This is a genomic window from Saccharospirillum salsuginis (assembly GCF_014651855.1).
GTDB classification, from domain to species: Bacteria; Pseudomonadota; Gammaproteobacteria; order Pseudomonadales; family Natronospirillaceae; genus Saccharospirillum; species Saccharospirillum salsuginis.
Genome location: NZ_BMXR01000012.1, coordinates 90,207 through 112,073, shown reverse-complemented (window position 1 = coordinate 112,073; position 21,867 = coordinate 90,207). Strand labels below are relative to the sequence as shown.

Annotated in this window: 21 protein-coding genes; 11 read left to right on the top strand and 10 right to left on the bottom strand. The window is 56.5% G+C overall.

Annotation, left to right across the window (positions count from 1 at the left end; all coding sequences use genetic code 11):
- Nucleotides 1-280: 280 nt before the first annotated feature.
- The 6 genes from IE111_RS20225 (at nt 281) to IE111_RS20200 (ending at nt 4,847) form a co-directional block, all read left to right on the top strand.
- Complete coding sequence (locus tag IE111_RS20225; protein ID WP_189612210.1) at nt 281-859, top strand: DUF6037 family protein; 579 nt, start codon at nt 281-283, stop codon at nt 857-859.
- A 277-nt stretch (nt 860-1,136) separates the two neighbouring features.
- Nucleotides 1,137-1,997 carry a HEPN domain-containing protein gene (locus IE111_RS20220; RefSeq protein ID WP_189612207.1) on the top strand — a complete coding sequence of 287 codons (861 nt, stop codon included), beginning with the start codon at nt 1,137-1,139 and terminating at the stop codon, nt 1,995-1,997.
- A 28-nt stretch (nt 1,998-2,025) separates the two neighbouring features.
- Nucleotides 2,026-2,346: a DUF6597 domain-containing transcriptional factor gene (locus tag IE111_RS20215; RefSeq protein ID WP_189612205.1), complete on the top strand. Its 321-nt coding sequence runs from the start codon at nt 2,026-2,028 to the stop codon at nt 2,344-2,346.
- Nucleotides 2,347-3,052: 706 nt separating this feature from the next.
- Nucleotides 3,053-3,517, top strand: a complete 465-nt coding sequence (locus tag IE111_RS20210) for a helix-turn-helix domain-containing protein (RefSeq protein ID WP_229805456.1) — start codon at nt 3,053-3,055, stop codon at nt 3,515-3,517.
- Nucleotides 3,514-3,837 carry a HipA N-terminal domain-containing protein gene (locus IE111_RS20205; protein WP_189612204.1) on the top strand — a complete coding sequence of 108 codons (324 nt, stop codon included), beginning with the start codon at nt 3,514-3,516 and terminating at the stop codon, nt 3,835-3,837. The genes IE111_RS20210 and IE111_RS20205 overlap by 4 nt, the downstream gene beginning before the upstream one ends.
- Nucleotides 3,834-4,847 carry a type II toxin-antitoxin system HipA family toxin gene (locus IE111_RS20200; protein WP_189612202.1) on the top strand — a complete coding sequence of 338 codons (1,014 nt, stop codon included), beginning with the start codon at nt 3,834-3,836 and terminating at the stop codon, nt 4,845-4,847. Before IE111_RS20205 ends, IE111_RS20200 begins: the two co-directional genes overlap by 4 nt.
- A 76-nt stretch (nt 4,848-4,923) precedes the next feature.
- Here the strand turns inward: IE111_RS20200 and IE111_RS20195 are convergent, their stop codons facing one another.
- Complete coding sequence (locus tag IE111_RS20195) at nt 4,924-5,337, bottom strand: hypothetical protein (protein WP_189612200.1); 414 nt, start codon at nt 5,335-5,337, stop codon at nt 4,924-4,926.
- Between the two features lie 211 nt (nt 5,338-5,548).
- Between IE111_RS20195 and IE111_RS20190 the strand changes: the two genes are divergently transcribed.
- Both IE111_RS20190 and IE111_RS20185 read left to right on the top strand, forming a co-directional pair.
- Nucleotides 5,549-6,691: an IS4 family transposase gene (locus tag IE111_RS20190; RefSeq protein ID WP_189612198.1), complete on the top strand. Its 1,143-nt coding sequence runs from the start codon at nt 5,549-5,551 to the stop codon at nt 6,689-6,691.
- Between the two features lie 373 nt (nt 6,692-7,064).
- The gene (locus IE111_RS20185; RefSeq protein WP_189612196.1) at nt 7,065-7,454 is read left to right on the top strand and encodes a DUF6678 family protein; all 390 of its coding nucleotides are present in this window, start codon (nt 7,065-7,067) and stop codon (nt 7,452-7,454) included.
- A gap of 376 nt (nt 7,455-7,830) precedes the next feature.
- Here IE111_RS20185 and IE111_RS20180 read toward each other — a convergent pair whose 3' ends face one another.
- From IE111_RS20180 to IE111_RS20170, 4 genes are all read right to left on the bottom strand, one after another.
- Nucleotides 7,831-8,463, bottom strand: a complete 633-nt coding sequence (locus IE111_RS20180) for an IS110 family RNA-guided transposase (protein ID WP_229805457.1) — start codon at nt 8,461-8,463, stop codon at nt 7,831-7,833.
- Nucleotides 8,415-8,696, bottom strand: coding sequence for a hypothetical protein (locus IE111_RS24570; protein ID WP_229805458.1), 282 nt, complete (start codon nt 8,694-8,696; stop codon nt 8,415-8,417). Before IE111_RS24570 ends, IE111_RS20180 begins: the two co-directional genes overlap by 49 nt.
- 92 nt (nt 8,697-8,788) lie before the next feature.
- Nucleotides 8,789-9,118, bottom strand: a complete 330-nt coding sequence (locus tag IE111_RS20175) for a MafI2 family immunity protein (protein WP_189612192.1) — start codon at nt 9,116-9,118, stop codon at nt 8,789-8,791.
- Nucleotide 9,119: 1 nt separating this feature from the next.
- Nucleotides 9,120-14,093: a DUF6531 domain-containing protein gene (locus tag IE111_RS20170; protein ID WP_189612190.1), complete on the bottom strand. Its 4,974-nt coding sequence runs from the start codon at nt 14,091-14,093 to the stop codon at nt 9,120-9,122.
- A gap of 466 nt (nt 14,094-14,559) precedes the next feature.
- On the opposite strand from IE111_RS20170, the gene IE111_RS20165 reads away from it, so the two are divergent.
- Complete coding sequence (locus IE111_RS20165) at nt 14,560-15,669, top strand: HupE/UreJ family protein (RefSeq protein WP_189612188.1); 1,110 nt, start codon at nt 14,560-14,562, stop codon at nt 15,667-15,669.
- Between the two features lie 114 nt (nt 15,670-15,783).
- On the opposite strand, the gene IE111_RS20160 is transcribed toward IE111_RS20165, so the two are convergent.
- A complete protein-coding gene (locus IE111_RS20160; protein WP_189612186.1) occupies nt 15,784-16,356 on the bottom strand; it encodes a hypothetical protein in 573 nt (190 codons plus the stop codon).
- Between the two features lie 35 nt (nt 16,357-16,391).
- Nucleotides 16,392-17,474, bottom strand: coding sequence for a M64 family metallopeptidase (locus IE111_RS20155; protein WP_189612184.1), 1,083 nt, complete (start codon nt 17,472-17,474; stop codon nt 16,392-16,394).
- Nucleotides 17,475-17,668: 194 nt separating this feature from the next.
- Here IE111_RS20155 and IE111_RS20150 point away from each other — a divergent pair, with 194 nt between their 5' ends.
- Together IE111_RS20150 and IE111_RS20145 are read left to right on the top strand one after the other, a co-directional pair.
- Complete coding sequence (locus tag IE111_RS20150; RefSeq protein ID WP_189612182.1) at nt 17,669-18,502, top strand: helix-turn-helix domain-containing protein; 834 nt, start codon at nt 17,669-17,671, stop codon at nt 18,500-18,502.
- A gap of 113 nt (nt 18,503-18,615) precedes the next feature.
- Nucleotides 18,616-20,151, top strand: a complete 1,536-nt coding sequence (locus tag IE111_RS20145) for a hypothetical protein (protein ID WP_189612179.1) — start codon at nt 18,616-18,618, stop codon at nt 20,149-20,151.
- Nucleotides 20,152-20,241: 90 nt separating this feature from the next.
- Here the strand turns inward: IE111_RS20145 and IE111_RS20140 are convergent, their stop codons facing one another.
- From IE111_RS20140 to IE111_RS20130, 3 genes are all read right to left on the bottom strand, one after another.
- The gene (locus IE111_RS20140) at nt 20,242-21,015 is read right to left on the bottom strand and encodes an NYN domain-containing protein (RefSeq protein ID WP_189612177.1); all 774 of its coding nucleotides are present in this window, start codon (nt 21,013-21,015) and stop codon (nt 20,242-20,244) included.
- Between the two features lie 217 nt (nt 21,016-21,232).
- Nucleotides 21,233-21,523: a hypothetical protein gene (locus IE111_RS20135; RefSeq protein WP_229805455.1), complete on the bottom strand. Its 291-nt coding sequence runs from the start codon at nt 21,521-21,523 to the stop codon at nt 21,233-21,235.
- Complete coding sequence (locus tag IE111_RS20130) at nt 21,520-21,780, bottom strand: hypothetical protein (protein WP_189612175.1); 261 nt, start codon at nt 21,778-21,780, stop codon at nt 21,520-21,522. Before IE111_RS20130 ends, IE111_RS20135 begins: the two co-directional genes overlap by 4 nt.
- Nucleotides 21,781-21,867: the final 87 nt, after the last annotated feature.

Below are 21,867 nucleotides of genomic sequence, written 5' to 3'. Positions count from 1 at the left end.
TTATTTGCCATTAGCCGATTTTCTGATTTTTCATTAAAGGTCTAACTGGTTAGGCTAACTGATCAAACCCGATTAGCAAGCGTCCATCCATTCACTAACTGTGATGACAGTATACTATTGATCCAATACAAGATTGACAGGTTTTTACTAGAACTCGCAAGTAAGTGAATGTCTCTTAAATAGGCAAATCTTGTTATTCGGGGTAGACTATCCCCTTTAAGGAGGGTCCAGGATCATTGGGCTACAATCCACATTGACAGATAGGGAGCTTAGAACACTGATGAAACTACCAGGATTGATACCGCTATATCGCAGCATGAAGGACCAAAACATTGGTCGTTATAAATTTCGCTACCAACTGAACAACCTGACCTTTGACTGCTTGTTTTTTATTGATCTTGAACCATTTGAATTAGTTATGGGGTGTTTAGGACATAACTTCGCTATTTTTAGGGAAGTTCAACACGGTTTTGAAATCGAGCCCTTTATAGAGCCTAAAGAGACATTTTTTGCATTACTTGAAGCACTAAGAACGGCAAACAACAGTGCTAGCCGCTTTGATCCCAAGCAGTTTTTCCTCGATTTTGATCAACAAATCCCTTCTCAAGCCAACCCACGGAACATAGCTACGGCACAAGATGTTGTGCGCTACTACTCGGATATAGAAGAGGCGGATAAGGTCCACTTTTGTGGCTGGTTGGACAATAGTTTGCGGAGGAACAGGGTCACTGAAAGCAACTTGGAGAAGACACGTAGATTGATGGGTCAGCAAATCCATGACTTTTCCCAAAGGCGTAACTTGAGTACTCGTTGGACGAATGACCGTTCGATGGCCGTAGAGTTCTATTACCCTGACTGATATACAGTTAGTAAATGCGCTGGCTGGTATTGTGCGGTCCAGCCAGCTGACCACAGCAAGGTTGTGGAATTTGGAAAGTAGAGGTGGCATTTGTTTCGAAAAGCCATCTATTCTGGTTCTATACCATTTTACCAGTAGTTTAATACTCGGAGGTGAGAGGCTGGTGACACTTAAGCATTCTCTTGTGTAATCAAGCTGGAGCTAAGCAACCGGGGGTATCCGAGATAGTTGTAACCAAACTATTCACCACCCCACCCACCTGCTACCATTCCACCCCATGAAAACCACACTCGACCACCTCCCCGAAGACAAGCAAACCCAGCTCCACCAGGCGGTGGACATCATTTGCGAGTTCTTCAAACCCGGCCTGCTGATCCTGTTCGGCAGCTACGCCCGTGGGGACTGGGAGGAAGAGCTGGCGGACGATGGCGAGCACTATGTGTACCAGAGCGATTTCGATTTAATCGCCATCATGAAGAACGAGGCGCTGGCCCGGAAGGTGGAGCGCAAGAAGTCGATGAAGACGCGTCTGCAGGATGAGGTGGCCACCCCGGTCAGCCTGATCGCGGAGGATATCCACTTCGTGAACCAGCGGATCGAGAAGCGGCAGTATTTTTTTACGGATATCCGGAAAGAGGGCATTCTGCTGTTCAGCCACGGTGATTTGGCCCTGGCAGAGCCCGTGGAAATGGAGCCACAGGAACGGCAATTTCTGGCGAAGGGTGATTACGACTACTGGTATGATAACGCCAAAGGGTTCCTAACCTATTTTGACGTGGCATTGCAGTTAGACGACCTCAACAAAGCCGCCTTCTTCCTCCACCAGGCCACGGAATGCTTCTACGACGCCATTCTGCTGGTCTACACCCGCTACAAGCCCAAAACCCACGATCTGGAAAAGCTCAGCGGGCTGGTCGCCAGCATCGAGCCCCGGTCGCTGGCCGTCTTCCCCACCAGCACGCTGGACGAGAAAATCCGCTTCGAGCTGCTGCGCAAGGCCTATGTGGATGCCCGCTACAACCGGGAATACACCATCACCCGGGACGATCTGGCCTGGCTGGCCGAACGGGTTGAACGCTTGCGCCAGTTAACGGTCGATCTGTGCCGGGAGAAGATCGACTCTTTTACGGCATCCTAGCCGAACCGAGTCGGCCCAGGCACCCCTTATGGACCCGGCCAACCACCTGCCCCACCAACTGATCGACCCGACCCCGGACCTGCGGCCCTTCGTGCACCACCTGCTGCACACCCACAACCCGTCTCCCGAGCCCTACAGTCTGCATGTGCCGCCCTCGGGGTCCATCTACCTCAGTTACAACTACGGCGGTCATCAGGTCATGGAGTTTGATGACCGGCCGCTGTACCCGTTGCCCAGGCTCTTCGTCGGTGGTCAGTTGCAACGGCAGATGCCCTGGACGGAAATTCCGGGCCAGTCGGGCCTGGCCGGTGTGGAGTTCACCGCTACCGGGTACTGGAAGCTCGTATAACGTGTCGATAAAACCTACAACAATCGACAGGTCTTCCAATTGTGTCGATGGCATCGACATACTTCGATAATATGTCGATTAATATTGATATTATCGACATATGTGTGCGACGTAGACGCCTTTTATCGCTTCTCCAGTGCCCGTAGACGGATCATGTCGGGGCTATTGCAGGGCCGACCCCGCCACCAAAGAGGCTCTGCGCTACCGCACCGCGCCCTTTGGCAAGGTTTTAAATCCCTGAGCGAGCAACAAGTGGGGCGAGACAAACTGTGTGTCCACCCCAAGCTGCTGCAACTGCTCACCCAGGATACCAACACCTTTAGCCCCTATTCGGCTAAAACGTCACAACAGGAATCATCCTGAATACCCCTTCCCGGCGCTCAGCCGCCACACTCTGAACAGGCCGGTACCGCCTTACGCACGCAACCGGCTGCACTGATGGTTCCCGATGGCGGGAACCGAAACCCTCTCCTGTACGGACTTGTCGATGTTCGAAAAAGAGCTTCTGGTGCCCGGAGCCCATCTCCGGTGGAGGGTATAAGACCGGTGTTAGACATCGGTCAATTGATCACAATTCCCCCCATACCCGGCAAAACGTTACAAGATGACTACACAAAGGCATAGGTAAATTAGAAAATTATGCAATTGTATATGTAAAAACGAATATATTTCGTGTAATCTATGGAAATATATAAGAATACTCCTGATGGGGGTGAAAATGTTTGAAAAGGTGAAGAATTCAGGTGCCGGGCTGCTTGCAGATCTGAACCAGGTACTCAAGAAGCATACGGTGGCTCATCACTCCAACGTCAATCCGCAAGCCAACCGGTTCAGTAGCAACAATAAAAAGAACCAGCAGGAGTTTGAGGGCCAGGATGTCCCTTCGGTCGCGGATTCTATCAAAGGGTTGTTGACCCACCTGGTCAACCTGGAACAACGGGCGCGCGAGGCGGAGAAATACGGAGATCTCAAATCTCTGGATGAGCTGGGAGCGGTCATCCGGGCTGCCCGTGTGAAGCAAGGGCTTACCATAGAGGGGCTGGCCGAGCTGGCGGATGTGGGTCAGGTTACGGTGCACAAGCTAGAGAAAGGAAGCCTGCAAGTGCAGGTGCCCAAGCTGGTGCAGGTGGTGGATGCCCTGGGGCTTGAATTGATGGTGACCGCTCGATGAGGCGCGGGAATGTCTACTACAACGGCCAGTTTGCCGGTGTGATTGAGGAAGATGACGACGGCACGGTACGGTTCGCCTACGACCCTCTCTACCGTGTCGACGGAATCCCCATCGCGTTCAGCATGCCCCTGACGGATGAACCGTACCTCTCAGACGGGCTCCCGCCATTCTTCGAGAACCTGGTTTCCGAAGGTTGGCTCAGACGAGTGCAATCACAGACCCAGCATATCGACGAAACTGACAGTTTCGGTCTGCTCCTAAAGAATGGCCGGGACCTGGTGGGCGCCGTGTCCGTCATCCCAGCTGAGGAGGACCAATGACGTACGATCGCTGTTTGGCCACCCTCAAAGCCATCTCAGGCCGTGAGGCTGCGTCGGGGTACAGCCAACGGGCCTTGAAGCAGGTATTCGGGACGTCCAAGGTGACATTTCCCCTGTCGTATGATCGACAGGAATTCTTCAGCAAGAGCGTTGAGTACTCTAAAGGCATTTCGATTTCAGGCGTCCAGGAGAAGCTGTCGCTCAGGCTGGATCGGGCCTCGAACGAGCTGGTGGTGACCCGGAATAACGGTGAGTACATTCTCAAACCCAGCCCCGAGGCCTTCCCCAATGCGGCAGAGAACGAGCACGCGGCCATGTTGGCCAGCCAAAAAATAGGTATTGAAACCGCCCTGTGTACTCTGGTGCCGTTTAAAACGGGCGAGTTGGCCTACCTGACCCGCCGATTCGATCGGCTCGAAAGCGGCGACAAGCGCCCACAGGAAGACCTCTTGCAGATCGGGGGTTTGCCGCCCAAGGCTAAGTACGATGTCTCCTACGAAAAAGCGGGTGAGCTGGTCGACCAGGCCACCGGGGGCAAGCGAGCTGTAAAGCTGGACCTGTTTCGCCGGGTGTTGTTCGCGTATGCGATAGGAAATAACGACCTTCACACCAAAAACCTCAGCCTGCAGCGCGCAGTGGAATCCTCATCCCGCTTCTACGACAAGCTGACCCCGAACTACGATGTCCTCTTTGTTCAGGCTTTCGACAATACGAAGGAAGGGCAATTCATGGCATGTGACCTCCTGACTGACCCGGAGACCGGGGAGGAAGAGTTCACCGAACCGTACCAGGAATATGGTTTCTACACCGGATACGACTTCCTGGAACTGGGGCGCCGGTACGGTTTACCGGAGCGAGCGGTTATCAGGGCGATCCGCAACCAGGTCGACAGCCAAGGCGATATGATCGAGCTGATCCAGAGCAGCTACATGCCCGAGGAGATGAAGCGTGAGGCGGAAGTTATCGTTGTTGGCCGATGCCGGGCGATATCGACCGGCATCGACCGCTAAGGCTAGTGCTCATGGAACAAAGCCGCGGACACCGATTTGACCGCGAGCATGCCATCAAGCCCAATCGCCATACGGGTTAAGCCACTGGCTTGTTAAACCCCTTGAGTGCACGGCCGTTGAACCAGGCTGTTGCTAGCAGTAGAAGCGCAGCAACCAGGGTGATGACAAGTCCGACATTTATGTCCTCGCCCTGAGTGACCGAGACCACTCCGCTGGCCAATAGAATGACGGCCAAGATCAGTAACACATAGCTGCTCACGTACAACACCAGAGACCAACGTAGTTTGACAATGTTGGCCATCATCCAGGTGAATAAGCAGGGTGCAATCAATAACAAGACTGGCCTGACACCACTGAGCAGACTTAGCGCATCGGAGAAACCGATGGCCTGGGCGGCTTGAATAAAGGGCAGGATGAGCCTGGCGACCAGTAGCCACAGGGAGAAGGCAAGAAAGACAGCGTTCAGGGTGAGTAGGATGTTCCTGTTCATGGTGGTTTCCTTTGGGTGGGTAAGTCGTCGGTTTGGATCGGTTGTTAAAGGTGGTAGCAACGAGTTTCGGGGCATTGAGATAAATTAACAGTTCAATGTGTAGAGCCACTGCTGTCCGGTTAACTGAGGGAGCTAGAGAGAGGAGCCCAGTTCCCCCGCAGTTTGCGGTAGAATGAGGTTTGCGAAGACATCATTCTGCAAGGAACTGGGCATGGCTCATACTAGCACCATTCTCTCTCAACTCCTCAAGATCCTGCCGCGCCAGCGCTTTCAAAAATCCGTCGATCGGTACAACGGCGACAAGCGCTGCCGTACCGCTTTCTGTTGGGATCTCTTTGTGGCTATGTTGTTTGGTCAGTTGAGTGGAGCACAGAGCTTTAGGGACCTGGTTGAACGACTGGGCACTCTGTCTTCCCGGTTCTCTCACCTCGGGATCAATTCCATTCGAAAGAGCACCTTGGCCGATGCCAACCAATCCAGACCGGCGATGGTGTTTCAGAACCTTTTCTTTGACTTATTGTCGATGCTGGGGCGAAGTCAGAAGACACGCGGATTGATGCGATCCGTCCAATTGATTGATTCAACAACGATCACCTTGTGTCAGTCTCAGTACCATTGGGCCAACTTTCGAACGGGTAAGTCCGGGATCAAGGTTCACACGGTGTTCGACCCGGAAGCAGATGCTCCGGTCTTCTTCGAGGTCACCAACGCCAAGTTTCATGATTCCGTACCGGCAGGCAAGTTCCTGCTGTTCAAGGGGCTGACCTACGATTTTGATCGGGCCTATAACAAGGCTGCCTTTCTGAGCAAGCTCATCGATCATGATTGTCTGTTTGTTGGGCGGATGAAGCGCGATATGCCGTATGAAGTTCTTGAAACTCGGGACCCTATGGGTGAAGGCGTGTTATCAGATGACCTTGTCGAAGTGCAGTACAAGAGCCATGACTGTCTGAAAGACAAAACCCTGCGCCGAATTTGCTTTATTCGCGCTGAGGATGGCAAGGAGTTGACGTTCCTGACGAATGACTTGGAGCGCTCGGCTGTCGATGTTGACGACCTGTATCGTCAACGATGGCAGATAGAGCTTTTCTTCAAGTGGATCAAGCAAAACCTGCGAGTAAAACGCTTCTTCGGCACCTCAGAAAACGCCGTGCTCATTCAGGTTCTCATGGCGATGATCAGTTATGTATTGATGAGGCTAGTACAAGAAACAGCCGCGAAGGGGTTGAGCCTTCAACGCATTGCACGAAAGACTTCCGGTGCGTTGATGCAACGTCGTCCACTGATGGAGTTGTTTGTTAAAGAATCTGATCCGCCCAGTGATACCGGGCAGATGAATCTTGGATTAAGTTAACCGGACAGCAGTGGGGAAGTACAGTGGTAGTAGGGTGTCGCCTCAATCGCAATCTGTGTTTTCCTTGATCGTGGCATAGTGTCTCGCTCTGACAGCTTTTCCATAAGATACTGTGTAAACTACTGGTTACTACTTTTCAGGTCAAGTGCATTTGTGGGTGTCTCAGTTTCATCAGTTTCACTGAGACCACACCTCGCGGTGGAGCCCTTGCCATTCGCTAGTGGTTATTGTCTAATCACAACATGGTTTTCGACGGTGATCTTCCCACAGGGGACCTTCACTCCATTAGTTCATGCCCATGCTGGGCGTACACAATGCACTTCAGCCGACCGCTAAAAGCAGAGGCTGAGTTTTCGCGCTACAAGATTCAAATATGATTGAAAGGCTAAAAAAAGTCATCGAAGAACGAAATTTGGTATCGGTAATGAACAACACTAAATGGGAGAAGCTTGCGAACTCACTCATGGATTTGGGAAAAGACGAACCCTATGTTCGAGTAAAAGATATTTATGATGAAGAGAGTTCAGGTTTTTCGCTCTTTGATTGGACGTTTAGTGAATATAGTCCTTCGCGCCTTGAATGGGTTGATATCAGTCCGATAAGGAAGGTCAGAAGAGGAAGGCTGGTTGCGGATTTCGAAATAGACAATACTGAAATTGTGCACGAGGCCATCTTGAAATCTCAAGTGCCTTACTCAATGGAAGGAAATAATTTTAGGGTGTGGGGCTATTTTGAAGCAGGAACCATCCCAGAATTCTTGTAATCGGGTAAGGAGGAGTGTTTAACTCCCCCTACCCACTGAGCCTATCTGGACATATATGGACGCATGATACCTGTGAAGCCGCAGTGGTCCGTTAAGCCAGATTTTCATCTGGCTCGATGCCTCTTCATTGTTACTGTCATAACCACGTGCTATTCAATGATAGAGCAGTCGTGCTGACATATATCCGGCCTACTGGTTGGGAGCTGTTTTAGTTTCACTCCCGGGCCCTGTTGAAGGTCCGCACTTGGCTGTCTAAAACAACCACTCGGTATACTGAAACCATGTCCAAATCAGACTGATGCCAAGGCGGATTAACCGCTAATTCATCATCGATTCGACGGACTCTGGCAGGGTTACTCTTGATTAAGCCATGCCGTCAGGCCGCTCGGTAGACCTCCTGTTTTTGGATGAGCGTCCAGGCTAACCGGGCCATCCGACTGGCCAATGCAACAATTGCTTTATGCTTGCCACGCCGGGCCACAAGACGTCGAGCCCAATTTAGAACAGGATCATCAGGTCTCTTACACACCCGCAGGACCGCTCTGGCACCATGGATATACAAGGCCCTTAGGTATCGATCCCCACGCTTGGTGATGCCACTCATGTGGCCTTTCTCACCACTGGCATATTGCCGTGGGGTTACCCCCAACCAGACCGCGACCTCACGGGCATGATCGAATTGCTCGCCACGACCGATAGCATTGATCGTAGCGGTGGCGGTGAGATAACCGATGCCCGGTATAGTCAACAGAAGCCGGCACAAAGGGCTGTTCAACGCAATTTCCCGCAACTGTTTATTCAACTGATCAAGACGCATCGTCAGGTGATCGAAGTCTTTTTTCGCCTGGCAGAGCTGCTCCTTTGTCAACGGAGTAAGCCCACTGCATTCCGGGCTGGTGACCTCGCCCATCAATGTTTTGAACGCTTTGGGGCCTGGTACCGACACGAAGCCGTATTCACTTAATATACCACGAGTCTGATTAACCAGAGCCGTTCTCTGCCGAACAATGCGCTGGCGAATTCGATGCAGGGCTTGCGCCGAGCCATCGTGGTGATCAGTTTGTAACGCCTGACGGCCTTGTTTTCTAGCACGCGGTTGTTGCCATCTATTACACACAGTTGAAACACATTTTTTGCCAGATCAATGGCTATGAGTCTATCTTGTTTCATGTGGATGCCCTTCATTAACTGAGTTGGCAAAACCAGTTTGGCGCATTGAAGCCGTTTGGCCAGGGCGTCCACTCCATCACTCACGATTAGAACACTTTAGATCAACATCACTACAGCCGAAAGGATGATCCCAGCATGATCGGTATCGATTGATCGTTCGTAAATTACACCTCTTTCCGCTGAAAAACTATTCTCATGTTTTCATTGTTGATTGGTGTTGGTTTATCCTTTGATACTATGATCTTTGCCTTTGCTTTAGTGTAAGCAATTTCCGTAATATGCTCTTTAATGTCTTCAAGCAATATTGAAAACTCATCAACTGCATCTTCCATTTCTTCCTTGTCTTCTTCGTTCATGCGTTCTAAGGTTGCGACAAGAACCCACTCTTCCTGATTAAAAGAGATTACAACTCTACGGACATTGGAAGAAATAGATCCAAGCAATGCTTGAATAAACATGACCTCAATCCAAAGCCAGTCTTGTACTGTTGGCATTTTAATTAGGACTCCAGTTTGGGTTGGTAGGAACAATGCTAGGCTTTGCTGTTCCCTTGATTACAAAAACATTAGTGGGTTGATCACTATAACCAGCCCCCGGATTATTATTGTAGCCAGTAATGTCATTGTATCGAATCACGGGGAATCCCTGCGCATTGGAGCCTAAGAACTCCGCCTCTCCATTATGGGCAGCGGTAAGTACTGACTGTGCATCTTCCATGCTATTCAAATACCCGCCTTGACCTCTATTTATCCACTCTTGTCTATCTTTAATGTGCCGAAGCTGCTTGTTTGAAATCCTTTTGCCAATGTCTGAGATATTTGGAATTCCGGACCTAGCTGCTTCATCCTTGTCACATTCTTTGGTGCTCAACCCTAATGGATCGACATAGTTCACCGGGTTTGGGCAATACTGATAGACATTTAGCCCACCCATGAGTCCGATCGGGTCTTGGCTTACATACCTTCCAGAACCTGGATCATAAAATCGGTAGCAGTTCTGATACAACCCTGTCTCGATGTCTTCGTACTGCCCCTGTTGCCTCAGGCCCGGCTCAAACGAATACCCCGTCACTGGATGGATCATGGCAGCTTCAGAATCGCGGGTCTCGCCGTAAGTGTGGTGATCGGTACACCACACCTCCTCACCGGTTTCATGGCAGTACATCGCCTTCGGCGTCCCGGTATGATCAGTATCGATCTGATGCAACCCGAGCTTCTGGTCCCACAACGCCACCGGCACATGGGTCCCGGGCTCGTAGAAGTACACCCGGTTGTTCTTCGGCATGAAGTTGGTGCCGATGTGGCGCACCTGGATGAGGGTGTGGCCCTGCCAGACGTAGGCTTCGCGGTAGCGCAGCTTGAACTCGGCCTCGTCGGCGTTCTTATCTTGCTTAGTGTCTGGGGTCACCCAGCCCTGAACGGCCTTGTCGATCCGGCGTCCGAGGGCGTCGTAGCGGAAGGTTAGGCGTTGTTGCAGTTCGCCGTCCTTGTAGTCCTCGATGCGGATGAGCTGGTGTTTGGCGTTGTAGCTGAGCCGTTGTTCCAGCTTCTGGCCCGTGCCGCGCCGGATGTGGACGAGGTTGCCGTGTTCGTCGTAGTCGAAGTGGCGGTCGCCGTGGAACGGCAGGCGGTTGTCGAGCAGGCGGTCGAGGCCGTCCGGGAGTTGGTTGCCGGCGGCGTCGACGTTGTGGAGTTGGGTGTGTGCCTTGTCCTGGTCCGGGTGGCGGATGTCGGTTCGGGTCAGTTGGTCCAGGGCGTCGTAGTGGTAGCGGCGCTCGCCGTGGCGTTTATCGTGGATGCGGTTGATGCGGCCGGCCTCGTCGTAGCCGTAGGCGCGTTCTTGCACCGGGCGGTCCGGGTCGTTTTGGGCGAGGCGACGGTAGCGTTGCAGGCGCTGCTCGGGGTCGTATTCCCAATGGCTGGTGTGGGCGCCTTCACGGCGCTCGGTGAGCAGGCCCAAGTCGTTGAAGCGTTGTTCCAGGATCGGGGTGTCCGCATAGGCGGGGTCGCCGGGGAGGTTGACGCCAATGCGCTTGAGGGTGCCGTCCGTGTGCCAGTCGTAATGCTGTCGCCAGCCGGGCTGGCGGAAATCGTGGTGCAGCGACGGCCATTTCTGGTTCGGCGGTCGGGCAACGAGGGCGCTGTGGGCGACGCTGTGCAGTTGGCCCCTCTCGTTGTAGTGGTAGTGCTGCCAGTGCCGGTAGGGGCGGGCCTGGTTCATCCAGCCCGGGAAGATCTGTTCGATCTCGTCTTCCTGCAATCGGCCGGCGGCGTCGTAGGTCAGGTTCTGTTCGGCGTGTTCGTTGCGGGCCTTGGTTAGACGGCCCAGTTCATCGTATTGGTATTCAGCCCAGGTGTTGGCCTCGGCACGCTCGGCGTGCTGGTATTGCTCGCGGATCAGTTGGCCGAGGGCGTTGCGATCGAAGGTGGCGTGGATCGGGCCTTCGTGCAGGTCGGTCAGGTGACCGGCGTCGTTGTAGGCGTACTCGGTGGTTCGGCCGTCGACGCCAACCTCTTTTATCAACCGCTCGCAGCCGTCGTAGTCGAAGCGGTGCGCCTGGCCGTTGCCGTTGATGACGGCGGTGAGGTTGCGTTCGGCGTCGTATTCGTAGCGGATCTCGGTGCCGTTCGGCAGCACCCGGGCCTCAGGCTGGGCAAAGACGCCGTAGCGCAGCTCGGTGGTGCGGCCGCTCGGGTCGGTCTGGCGAACGAGGCGACCGGCGCGGTCGTAGTCGAAGCGCCAGGCGCGGTTATGCTCATCCAGTTGGGTGATCAGGCGGCCGTGGTCGTCGTACTGAAAATGCTGTTGGCGGCCGTGCTGGTCGGTCTGAGTGTGCAGGCGGCCCTGGTCGTCGTACTCGAAGGTGATGTCGGCCAGGGTGGTCAGGGTGCCGGGTTCGTCGTCGCGTTCGGTGAGGCACTCGTAGCGGCTCAGGGTGCCGAGGGTGTCGTGCCAGTGGTAACGGTGCTGGCGGCCCTGCCGGTCCTGATGGCCGATCAGGCGGTCGCCGTGGTGGGTCCAGCGTTCTTCGGTGCCGTCCGGGTGGCGTACGGCGGTGAGCTGGCCGTCCGGGGTGTAGTCGTAGTGGGTGCGCTGACCGAGCGGGTCGATGATCTGGCTCGGTTGCGGGCTGTCGTTCCAGTAATGCAGACGCACGGTATGGCCGAGGGCGTCGGTGCGTTTAACCAAGCGGTCGCGCCGGTCGTAGTCGAAGCGGGTGGTGTTGCCGAGCGGGTCGGTGTGGGCGCGCAGGCGGCTGTGGCTGTCGAATTCCCAGCGTTCGACGGTGCCGTCCGGGCGGGTCTGTTCGATCAGGTTGCCTTCGGCGTCGAAGACAAACGTTTCTTCAAAACCGCGACCGTCGGTCGCGGTGCTTGTGCGGTTCTCCGGGGTCCACTGGAAGCGGTAGTCGTAGTGGCCGCCTTCCTCGTATTGGCGGGTGCAGCGGGCATCGGGTGTGGTGGCATCCCATTCGAAGCCGAAATGCAGGCCGGTGGCGGTTTGGCGCAGTTGGAACAGGTGGTGCGCGTACCGGTACTGTTCCTGTTGGCCGCTTTGGTCGCGTGCGGCGATCAGGTCGCCGTGGCGGTCGATGCGGTAGTGAGCCAGGGTGGTGACCGGTAGATGCGGCGACGCTCGGCCGGTGATGCGGTGCCAACCGTGTTTCCCATGCTCGAAACGCAGCAGCGCGCCCCAACTGGCGGTGGCCTGGGTCAGTACGCCCTGGCCGGGGTGGGTATCGGTGTAGCGCAGTTCCCACCGGTGTTTGCGGTCAGTGGTGCTCAAATGGCTGAGACGCCATTGGTCCGGTTGATGCGGATCGGGTTCGAAATTCAGAACGACACCGTCCTGGCGCAGGCTGATGTAATCGCCGTACCGGCTGAGGACCGTGCCCCATTGGTTGCGCACCCGTTTCCCGTCCTCGGGCAAGGGGAAGGTAATGTAGGCGCCTTCGGCGTCCCGGTGCACCAATTGACCGTCTTTCAGGGCCATGCTCTGGTCGAACGGGTGGCTCCAGCCATGGCCGAGATCACTGCGTCGACCGCTGGCGGTGCTGCGGTAAAGCCGTTTCCAGACCAGGGGCAGGGGGCCGCCCAGTTCGAAGTCCACGTGGGAGAACAGCTCTTCGCCGGTGAGCATATTGATCGGGTCGTTCCGGCAGGTGCTGCGGGCTTCGCATTGTGTCGTTTGGTCGTTCTCGGTTTTGCTGTCGCTGTTCGTGGTGTCTTCGGAGGTTTGGTTCAGGTTTTCCTGTGGCTCGTCGGATCGGCCGGTGTGGTCCTGTTCACTACGGCGCACCCGGACCTGTTTGTAGCGTTTTTCGATCAGGCCGGTAGGCAGCATCCGGTAAATGCTGCGCAACGTTCCGATGGTCTCGGTGAAGTAACGGGAGTATTTGATGGCGGCGGCGGAGCCGGCCACGGCGGCCGCTGCTCCGGCGGTCAGGGCCGTGGCGACGGCCAGGGCAATGGCGAACAGGATGTCGAAGGCCAATGCGCCCAGGGCTTCGACTTTCTCGACGGTACTCATCGAGTCGAAAAAGCGTTTCGGAAAGTCGACCAGCATCGACCAGGTCTCGTCGTCGGTCGCCAGCCATTTGAGCACGGTGTAGGCTTTTTCTGCCTGGTCCCAGGCGTGGCCGGCTTCGCTCACGACGTAGGCGAAGTCGTCTTCCAGTTCGTCGAGGGAATAACCGTCCGCCAGTTTTTCATAGAGGGCGGCACTGGCGGCGGTCAGGCCGTCGGCGGCGCCGGTAACGAGATCAGCCGTGTCCGAGGCCAGTTCCTTGGCGCTGTCCCAGAAGGAGACCATGAAGGCGCCGGTGAGAATCAGCCCCTGTTCGACATAGCCGCTCTCCGCCAGCAGGTCATTCATCATGTCCTTGCGGTCGGAGCGCTCATCGATGATGTTGTCGAGCAGTGATTTGAGTTCCTGACGAAGTTCGGGCAGTCGGCTCTGGTCGGCCTCGTAGACGATCGAGGCCTCACCGGCGGGCAAATTGGACAGTGTGGCCCGGCCGTTGTCGTTCAGGCGGCCGGTGTAGTCGGTACCGTTCAGGGAGACGGTGTAGCGGATGTCCGGAACCGGTTCGCCTTGGTCGTCCAAGTATTCCAGACGCAGAGTGTGGTCGGTGCGGGTGCCTTCGCGCTGTTCCTGATACTGACGAACCGCTTCGGCTTCTTCGGGCGTCATGGCATCGCGCCCGGCTTCCTCGGCCGTCGAGCGAGCGGTGGCGGTCCCGCCACTGGAACGGACTTTGCGGGATGAATCGGTTGATACCCGTTCCAGACAGACCCAAGGGTCGGTCGAGCCGACGACCCGGCCGCGGGTTTCTTGCCATTCGCCGCGTCGATTCCGGGTGAAAAAGCGGCGGTGTTCGTTGGCCGCAAGATAGCGGGCTTCGTCTTCGCTCAGCAGGGTCCACGTGGACCAGTGTGGATCCAACCGGTTGCGGATGTCCGCCGCCAAGCCGGCGACCGCTTCACGATCCCCACGAGTGTGGGCCGTTGGTTCCTCGGTCGAGTCACTTGAATGGATGGGATGTGAGGGGAATGACCGGCTCCATGAATCCGACGGGAGGACATCATTATCCCCACCCCAAGGGGCGTCAAAATCGCTCATGCGTCCTTGTTCCTTGCTGTGAAATTCCTTGCGACGGCTATCTGCTTGGAAGTGTTCGAATTAAATCAAATAGCCGGGGATGGTATCCGGCCGGATAGAGTGAGCCAATATTATCCGGTGACGAATCTGGGTTTTTGTGATGGAACTCGCGTAAATGCCCATACCGCGCTCAGCCTTCCTGCCTGTGCCACCCCCACTTTATCCTGTGTTAGGCTCGTTGAATCGACTTGAAACCCGTCCGGTTCAGGGGCTGTGTGTGCTGTTGCTTTCCTCGTACCTGATTCGATTCTGGCTCGTTCTCCTGTTGGTGGGGATGTCGTCGGCGTGGGCCCACCCGAGCGGAGTCACCGTCACCGATCTGTATATCGGCGCAGAGCGGGTCGAACTGGTGTACACCGTGCCGACGGCGGATCTGTGGCGAATCGAAGGCGGAGAGCAGCCGGATAATCCGCGTGCCGCCAGCCATTACCAAACCCCGGTGCGGCAGGGGTTTCAATTACGAAATGCGGCGGATGAGTGCGATCTAACGGCTGTCCGCGCCGAGACGCTGGCTGAAATCGACTCCTACGAATATCGGCTGCGCTTCCAGTGCCCGCGCCCGTTAACCCGCCTGCATCTGACCTATCAACTCTTTGTGAGCTTTGACCGGGCGCACCGCAATCTGGTCCGGGTTTACATCGGGAACCTCGGCCGGCAGGTCATGCTGCATTCCAAGCGCCGGGAACTGACCATACCAGTAGAACAGGTGCGGCGGGAGCAAGGCGTCGAGCTAGTGTCACTGGCGGAGAAGCCCGAGCCCGAAGCCGTGGCGGCGAGCGGGCACCGGTCGTTTTTCCGGCTCGGGGTGGAGCACATCCTCGGCGGGTACGACCATTTGTTGTTCCTGGCCGGTTTGCTGTTGTTGGCGCAACGGTTGCGCACGGCGGCGATCTGGGTCACCGCGTTTACCGTGGCGCATTCCATCACGCTCAGTCTGGCGGTGTTGGGGGTGATCAATCTGCCGGCGGTGATCACCGAGAGTTTGATTGCGCTGTCGGTGGCCTGGGTGGGGGCGTTGAACCTGGTTCGGTTGCATGTCGATGCCGGTGGCGCGGGTTGGCGGCGAATGCCCCGGGTGCCGGTGGATAGTGGGGCTTTGGTGTGGCGCCGGTGGTGGCTCACCTTCGGGTTCGGGTTGATCCATGGGTTGGGGTTTGCCGCTGTGTTGCGTGAGGCGGGTTTGGCCGAGTCCAATCGTATTGCGTCTTTGGCCTGGTTTAATGTGGGAGTTGAAGCGGGGCAGTTGGCGGTGGTGGTGTTGGTGTATCCGGTGTTGCGGTGGTGTGCTCGGTGGGCGGGGTATTCGGTTGGGGTGAGTGTGGCGTCCGTTGGGTTGGTTTTGGTGGGGTTGGGGTGGTTTTTTGGGCGGGTTTTGGTTGGGTGAGTGAGAGGGGTTTGGGTTCCGGGCGGGGTTGGTGTCGGCGGATGTCGCTGTCGCTCTTCCGCCCTACGAATTGAATCGCTTGGGTGGGAGAGCGACAGTGTTATCTTTCGTGTTTTAGTTTCCCTCGGACTCGCTCTCGGCCTGCTGCAGGGCTTCGGAGATGCGCTTATCCAGATTAATCGCATCGCGGTCGGCTTGCAGTTTTTCCGGGTACTGGCAGGTCGCTTCGGCGTCGCGGCCGCCATTTTCGCGGTAGGCGCTGATGGCGTTGGTTAAGTCCACGATGACATCGGCTTCCTGCTGATCGAGCTGGCCGAAGAACCGCAGTTCGGAGTATTCGCCCGTCCAGGGCAGGTACAGTTTGAAGTCGATGCCGGTGACGACACGGGACGGGTTGTCCGCGGTCGGGTCTTCCACCAGCATCAGGCGCGGGTCTTTCAGTTGTTGGCTGAACACCATCTCGTTGTTGGAAAACCCTTGCGCCATGGGCATGTCTGCCCCACCGGCGACCGGCAGGTTGGGGGGCTCGCAGGGCAGGATCTCGGGTACGGTTTCGGGTGTTTGGTAATACACCTGGTCGCCCCAGGTCAGCGGGATCACCACCACCTCGTTGTCGGCGGCGGTCGCCCCGGTCGCCAGAACGGTTACCCCGAGCAGGGTGGTGATCAGTGAGTGTGTGAATCGCATCGAAGCACCTCTTAACATCTGTGACTCGGCTTGCCTTACAGGTTATTGAAGAACCAGTTCATGTGTTCCACACCTTCGGTCCCCCAGGGTTGCCCGGTGGTGCCCCAGCTCATGATGGTGCTGCCGGTGTGGATCTTGTACCAGCCGCCCTGGCGGGAGGTGAACTGGCTGCAAGCGGAGGTCGGTCGGCCTTCGCTGGTCTGTTCGCTGGTGCAGTTGCTACTGGTTTTGAAAATGTTCGGTTCGTTGGCCGGTTCGAAATAGCTGGTGTCGCCGTCGTATTCGTCGGCCATGTTGAACACGCCGTGGCCAGACTCGTGCAGGAACGCCTTGGTGTCGTGCCCTTCGGCCGAGAAGCGGCTGCCGATCGAGCAATCCCCGAACGTATCCACATGCAGCACGGCGTCGGCGTCGCGGAAGGCCATGTTGGAACTGACGCTCGAGTCCGGCACGCCGCAGTCGTCACCATTGGCTTTTTTGGTATAGACCCAGAAATTGAAGTTCTGCATCTGGTCTTCGATGATCGACTGGGCGCCGTATTCATCGTAAATCTTGTCTTCTACATCGCTGATGAACGACTTCGTCAGGTCGCTGCCGCTGGTGTAATCCCCGGCCATGTGGAACACCACGTCCACCGCGTCTGAGCTGGGGGACTGGTCGAGCGCGGGAATGTAGTTGCCCGAGTTCGGGTCGTACTGGTAGTTGTTGCCGGTGACGGCGAAGGTGTTGCGGTCTTCGTTGTTGCAGGGGTCGAGATCGCAATCGTCGTACTTAATCGGCAGCACGATGGCGTGGTAGTTCACCGGTCTGCCGGTGCCGGTACCGCCCGGTGGCGTGCTGCTGAGCGGTCCGACGGTGACGGAGCAGGACGTCTGGCTGTCGCAGATCTCCTCCAGCGTGCCGTCGACGAAAATAAAGGTCCAGAATTCCGTCGCGTCGGTATCGGTTTCGGCCGTGACGGTGACGGTTTCGGAATCCGTGGCGATGATGGGCGAATGCCGGGCTTCCACCTCGGCCCGGGTGACCGTGGTGGTGGTGTTCGGGTCGTCGCAACCGGCCAGTGCCAGCAGTGAGACGGGCACGAAGAGCGTCAGGAGAGCTCGAACGCGTTTAGGCATCACTTCGTCCTCCTTCCTACCGAAGTTGGCCCGTTACCGTAGATCAGGGAGGCGGGTCTCTCCAATGGTCGGAGTATTCGTTTTGTAAGTGAACGTAAAGGAGTAAGGCGTCCCCACTCTGTGATCACCGGGGCGGGTGGAAGTGCGGGCGAAACCGGTGTAGAAGACGCTGTAAGACGAACCAGGAGCCCTTGATGGATCCGGCTAAACACCTGCAGCACGACATTACGGTGCCCCGCTCCGAATTGCAGCCCTATGTCCGGCACTTTTTGCATACCTACAACCCTTCGCCGGCGCCCTACAGTCTCTATGTGCCGCCCACGGGTGCGATCTACCTGAGCTACAACTTCGGTGCGCCCCAGTACATGCGGTTCAGCGACCAGGTGCTTTACAGGTTAGCGCCGCTGTTTGTCGGCGGACAGCTCCAAAGAGAGATGCCCTGGACCCGGATTCAGGGGCATTCGGGTCTGGCGGGCGTCGAGTTCACGGCCACCGGTTTCCACCGGTTGTTTCATGTGGATTGTCGGGCATTATCCGACAGGACGATCGCTTTCGGCGATCTGGTGGGTGCCCGCGAAGCCAACGAATTGGCCGCGGTACTCGGGAAAGAAACCACCGCGGACGGTCGACATCATTGGCTGGAACACTATCTGATGGGCAAGGTTCCACACGCGGCTGAGACGGACCGGGTCGACCGCGCGGTACAGTTGATCGAGCAGGCCAGCGGGCGGATTGCCATCGACGAACTCGCCGAGCGGTGCGCGGTCAGCCACCGGCAACTGAATCGCACCTTCAGCGTTGTGGTCGGCGTCGGCCCGAAGCATTACGCCAAGGTGGTTCAAATCCGCCAGGTGCTCACCGCGCTAGACACCGACGACCAGGCCACGCTGCAGGAACTGGCCGCCTGGGCCGGGTATTACGATCAGGCGCACTTCATCAAGGATTTTCAGCGCCTGGTCGGCACCAATCCCCTGGGGTTCCTCAATCACCCGGACAGCTTTCTGAAGAGCTTTCTGACGCGGCTGTAAACGCTTCGGTAAACGGTTGTGAATCGCCGGTCGAAAGACGTCCAGTTTTTACAATTAATCGGTGGGGTGCCTGCTGTAGGCTCTGGGTGAACTGCATCCAGAGAGGAAGTGCCATGAAGAGCCCTGTCTCATTGAATCTCGCCCTGTCATTCTCGGTCGCGCTGGCGGCGGTTGCCGGTTGCAACAGCGGAGGCTCCGGCGACCCGGCCGATCAGGACGACTCGGACACGACCCGGACCAGCACCCAAATCATGGCGAGCCTCGGCCCTGTGGACAACGCCATCATCGTCGCCCTGCGAGCGGATCGGCTGGTCGGCCCGGGTGAACAGGCCCCCAACGAAGAGGACGTTTTCCTGGCGGCGGCCTTGTCCAATGAACAGGGCCAAAGCGGGGAACTGGTCATCGAAGGTTACGACGGGCCGGTACTCTACCTGGCGGTGGTCGATGAAGACGCCGCCTATTACGACGAGTCCATCGGCAGTTCCACGAAGGCCTATCCCGACAGCGTCTTTTACCCGGACAGTGTGTTTTACCCCGACAGCGTATTCTATCCGGACAGCGTCTTTTATCCGGATAGCGTGTTCTACCCGGACAGTGTCTTTTTCCCCGAAGACATCGTCGGCAGCGAGCGACTGCAGAACGACCGCACCACCGTAATGATGTCGCTGGCGCCCGAACCCGGTGGCGACGTGGCGATCACGCCGCTCACCACCCTGGCGGTTCAGGGGGCCGGACAACTCGACCTCTACCCGTTGGATGCCGCCGACGTGCGGGATCTGAACGAGCGCATCCGCACCAGCCTGGCGCCGGAACTGGACAGCCTGCTCACACCACCGACGCCGTTCACCAGCGCCACCACCACGGCCTCGCTGGATGCGTCACCGGCGGACCAGTACGCACTGCGCCTCGCCGCCCTGGCGGACCTGGCCAGCGGCACTGCCTACCCGGGGCTGGTCTCGATGGCGCATCTGGCGTCCGACCTGGAAGACGGCACGCTCGATGGCAACTACGCGCTGGGCAACACCACTGCGTCCTACACCGACCTGGCCACCGAGTGGCAACAGGCCTTGAGCAGTCGGGCGTCCTCCTACGGCACCAGCGCTCTGCAAACCGCCGTGAGCGGATACAACGGCATCGATACCGACCCGCTGAGTGCTCCGGACGATGGCGGTGGCAACGCCGAATGCAGTGCATCGAACGGCCTGGCGAGCGACGAATTCGGCATCGCCGGCTGTCTGGGCAACACCCAATACACCGTGGCCAACATCAACTCGGTGCTCAGCTTCGGCGGCGCGCTGACCATCAATGCCGGTGAGGAAAACAACACCTCTCCGGAGGGCGTCACCAGCTGGACGCTGACGTTCGACCCGGATACCGCCAGCCAGAGCTGCGGCAACGGCTCGGCCGCCTATGTCGGCATCGTACCGGACGCCGCCGACCCGGACACTACCAACCCGGAAGGCTTCAGCACCGGGGAAGACACAAACGGCGCCTGTCAGTTCAGCAACGTGGTGCGGGATACATCCGGGACGACCGATGTTGTCACCGGCACTTTCACCGCCACCGTGCACAGCGACATCGATGGCGCGAAAGAGTCCGTCACCAATGGCGAGTTCCGGGTGCGATTGTCGGCGGGGGATTCGTTGTAAAGGCGGACTTGGCGCGGCTCCACAGTGGTGCCGCGTCGGAATTCTGAACTGGAAATCTCGGGCTAAGCTGACGTATTCAATAAAATGCGATCAATGGGATCGACTGTCTTTGACGTGTATCACTTTGTTATTGGTGCGCACTTCAAACAGCTCAGACGCTTTGATTAGGTCGCTGAGTTTTTTGTAGCCGTAGTTCACCGGTGAGAACGAACTGTTGTTCGAGATATAGGTGCCTACCGCACCAAGATGCGCCCAGCCATCGTCGTCGGATGTCTGTTCAACGGCGGTGCGCAGCAGCCGCACCAGGCTGGTGTTGCCACGCAGTTCCTTACGACTCAGTTTTTTGTTGTCCGGTGGCGTCGCCTTTTTCGGGGGGCTTGTTGTTTTCGTGGCGGTCGCGGCCGGAACCGGTTCGTCCGCTTCTTCGATGTATTCCAGGTTTTCGGTGTAGATGAACTGCGAGCAGGCATCGACGAAGGGCTGAGGCGTCTTTTGTTCGCCGAAGCCGTAGACTGTCAGGCCGCTCTCCAGCAGGCGCAGTACCAGGGGTGTGAAGTCGCTGTCGCTGGTCATCAGGGCAAAGGCGGAGACGTTACCGCTGTACAGCAGATCCATGGCGTCGATGATCATCGACGCGTCGGTGGCATTCTTGCCCTTGGTGAACGCGAACTGCTGAACCGGGCGAATGGCGTTGGGGTGCAGCTTTTCAATCCAGCCTTTGATCGTGGGGCTGTTCCAGTTGCCGTGGGCGTGGCGCACGTTCACCTTGCCGTATTTGGCCAGTTCCTGCAGGACGCCTTCAATCGCACGATGACTGACGTTATCGCAGTCGATCAGCAGGGCGATGTTGTGGGATTGAGACATGGGCTGGATTCTCTCAGTCTGAAGGGTTCGAACCAATCCAGATAAACGTATCAGGCATTCGTTTCCCTGTCGATCTGATGGTGTTCCTTACTTGAAGGATGAGCCTTATTTTCTTCCGGGAACAGAGAAACCTTACAAAAACAGGCATACTGACTGTCTGAATCAGGATGCCTGCCGGTAAAGATAGAAATTGTAGTGTTACATTTGCAACTGGCAGTTAGCAGTTATTCGAAGCAACTTCGTATCTGACGGTGTGACCAAATACATAGTTGCTGGAAATGTAATTGGATACTTTCTGTGAACACCAGGCCATGGCTTTGTTTTTCTCTTCGTAATCAACACCATCCCAACACTGGTTCAAGTCATTGGCTCGATCTGATGCCAATATTGCTTCCGATGATGTGATTCGGCAGGAAGAGTATGTGGTCGCATCCGATCCATCCGGGTTTTCCGGTGAGCAGGCTGTCAGAGCCGAGAGAGCAAACAGACTGATGATTGTTTTTTTCACAACTGCATCTCCACGACTTCACCACAGGGAATGTAAGTTAACTGTGTGTCCTGCTGGAGTTCGACTTCTTCCCCATCAAGGCAGGGGACACTGATGCCAGAACTGGGGCTTATAGAGTATTGCTCTCCGTTGATCCATACCTCTTTATCAATAGAAGTAAGGTTTACAATATGAGCGGACGTCGTTTGCTCGAGTTCCTGATTCGCAAAAGCAGTGCCGGCCAGGACCAGCAATAGTGGGGCGAGAACTTTTGTCATTGGGCAAGTCTTGTTTACTGCGGAAGCTGGAGTCTATCAGCGTGGAGTAACCCGGTAAAACCAGAAGCGGACAGATGTTACACCTAA

Coding starts and splice junctions, on each gene's coding strand:
- IE111_RS20150 (WP_189612182.1), top strand. CDS start 17,669: ATGGATCCGGCTAAACACCTGCAGCACGACATTACGGTGCCCCGCTCC.
- IE111_RS20140 (WP_189612177.1), bottom strand. CDS start 21,015: ATGTCTCAATCCCACAACATCGCCCTGCTGATCGACTGCGATAACGTC.
- IE111_RS20130 (WP_189612175.1), bottom strand. CDS start 21,780: ATGACAAAAGTTCTCGCCCCACTATTGCTGGTCCTGGCCGGCACTGCT.
- IE111_RS20165 (WP_189612188.1), top strand. CDS start 14,560: ATGTCGTCGGCGTGGGCCCACCCGAGCGGAGTCACCGTCACCGATCTG.
- IE111_RS20210 (WP_229805456.1), top strand. CDS start 3,053: ATGGGGGTGAAAATGTTTGAAAAGGTGAAGAATTCAGGTGCCGGGCTG.
- IE111_RS20205 (WP_189612204.1), top strand. CDS start 3,514: ATGAGGCGCGGGAATGTCTACTACAACGGCCAGTTTGCCGGTGTGATT.
- IE111_RS20190 (WP_189612198.1), top strand. CDS start 5,549: ATGGCTCATACTAGCACCATTCTCTCTCAACTCCTCAAGATCCTGCCG.
- IE111_RS20195 (WP_189612200.1), bottom strand. CDS start 5,337: ATGAACAGGAACATCCTACTCACCCTGAACGCTGTCTTTCTTGCCTTC.
- IE111_RS20160 (WP_189612186.1), bottom strand. CDS start 16,356: ATGCGATTCACACACTCACTGATCACCACCCTGCTCGGGGTAACCGTT.
- IE111_RS20215 (WP_189612205.1), top strand. CDS start 2,026: ATGGACCCGGCCAACCACCTGCCCCACCAACTGATCGACCCGACCCCG.
- IE111_RS20225 (WP_189612210.1), top strand. CDS start 281: ATGAAACTACCAGGATTGATACCGCTATATCGCAGCATGAAGGACCAA.
- IE111_RS20220 (WP_189612207.1), top strand. CDS start 1,137: ATGAAAACCACACTCGACCACCTCCCCGAAGACAAGCAAACCCAGCTC.
- IE111_RS20200 (WP_189612202.1), top strand. CDS start 3,834: ATGACGTACGATCGCTGTTTGGCCACCCTCAAAGCCATCTCAGGCCGT.
- IE111_RS20175 (WP_189612192.1), bottom strand. CDS start 9,118: ATGCCAACAGTACAAGACTGGCTTTGGATTGAGGTCATGTTTATTCAA.
- IE111_RS20185 (WP_189612196.1), top strand. CDS start 7,065: ATGATTGAAAGGCTAAAAAAAGTCATCGAAGAACGAAATTTGGTATCG.
- IE111_RS20155 (WP_189612184.1), bottom strand. CDS start 17,474: ATGCCTAAACGCGTTCGAGCTCTCCTGACGCTCTTCGTGCCCGTCTCA.
- IE111_RS20145 (WP_189612179.1), top strand. CDS start 18,616: ATGAAGAGCCCTGTCTCATTGAATCTCGCCCTGTCATTCTCGGTCGCG.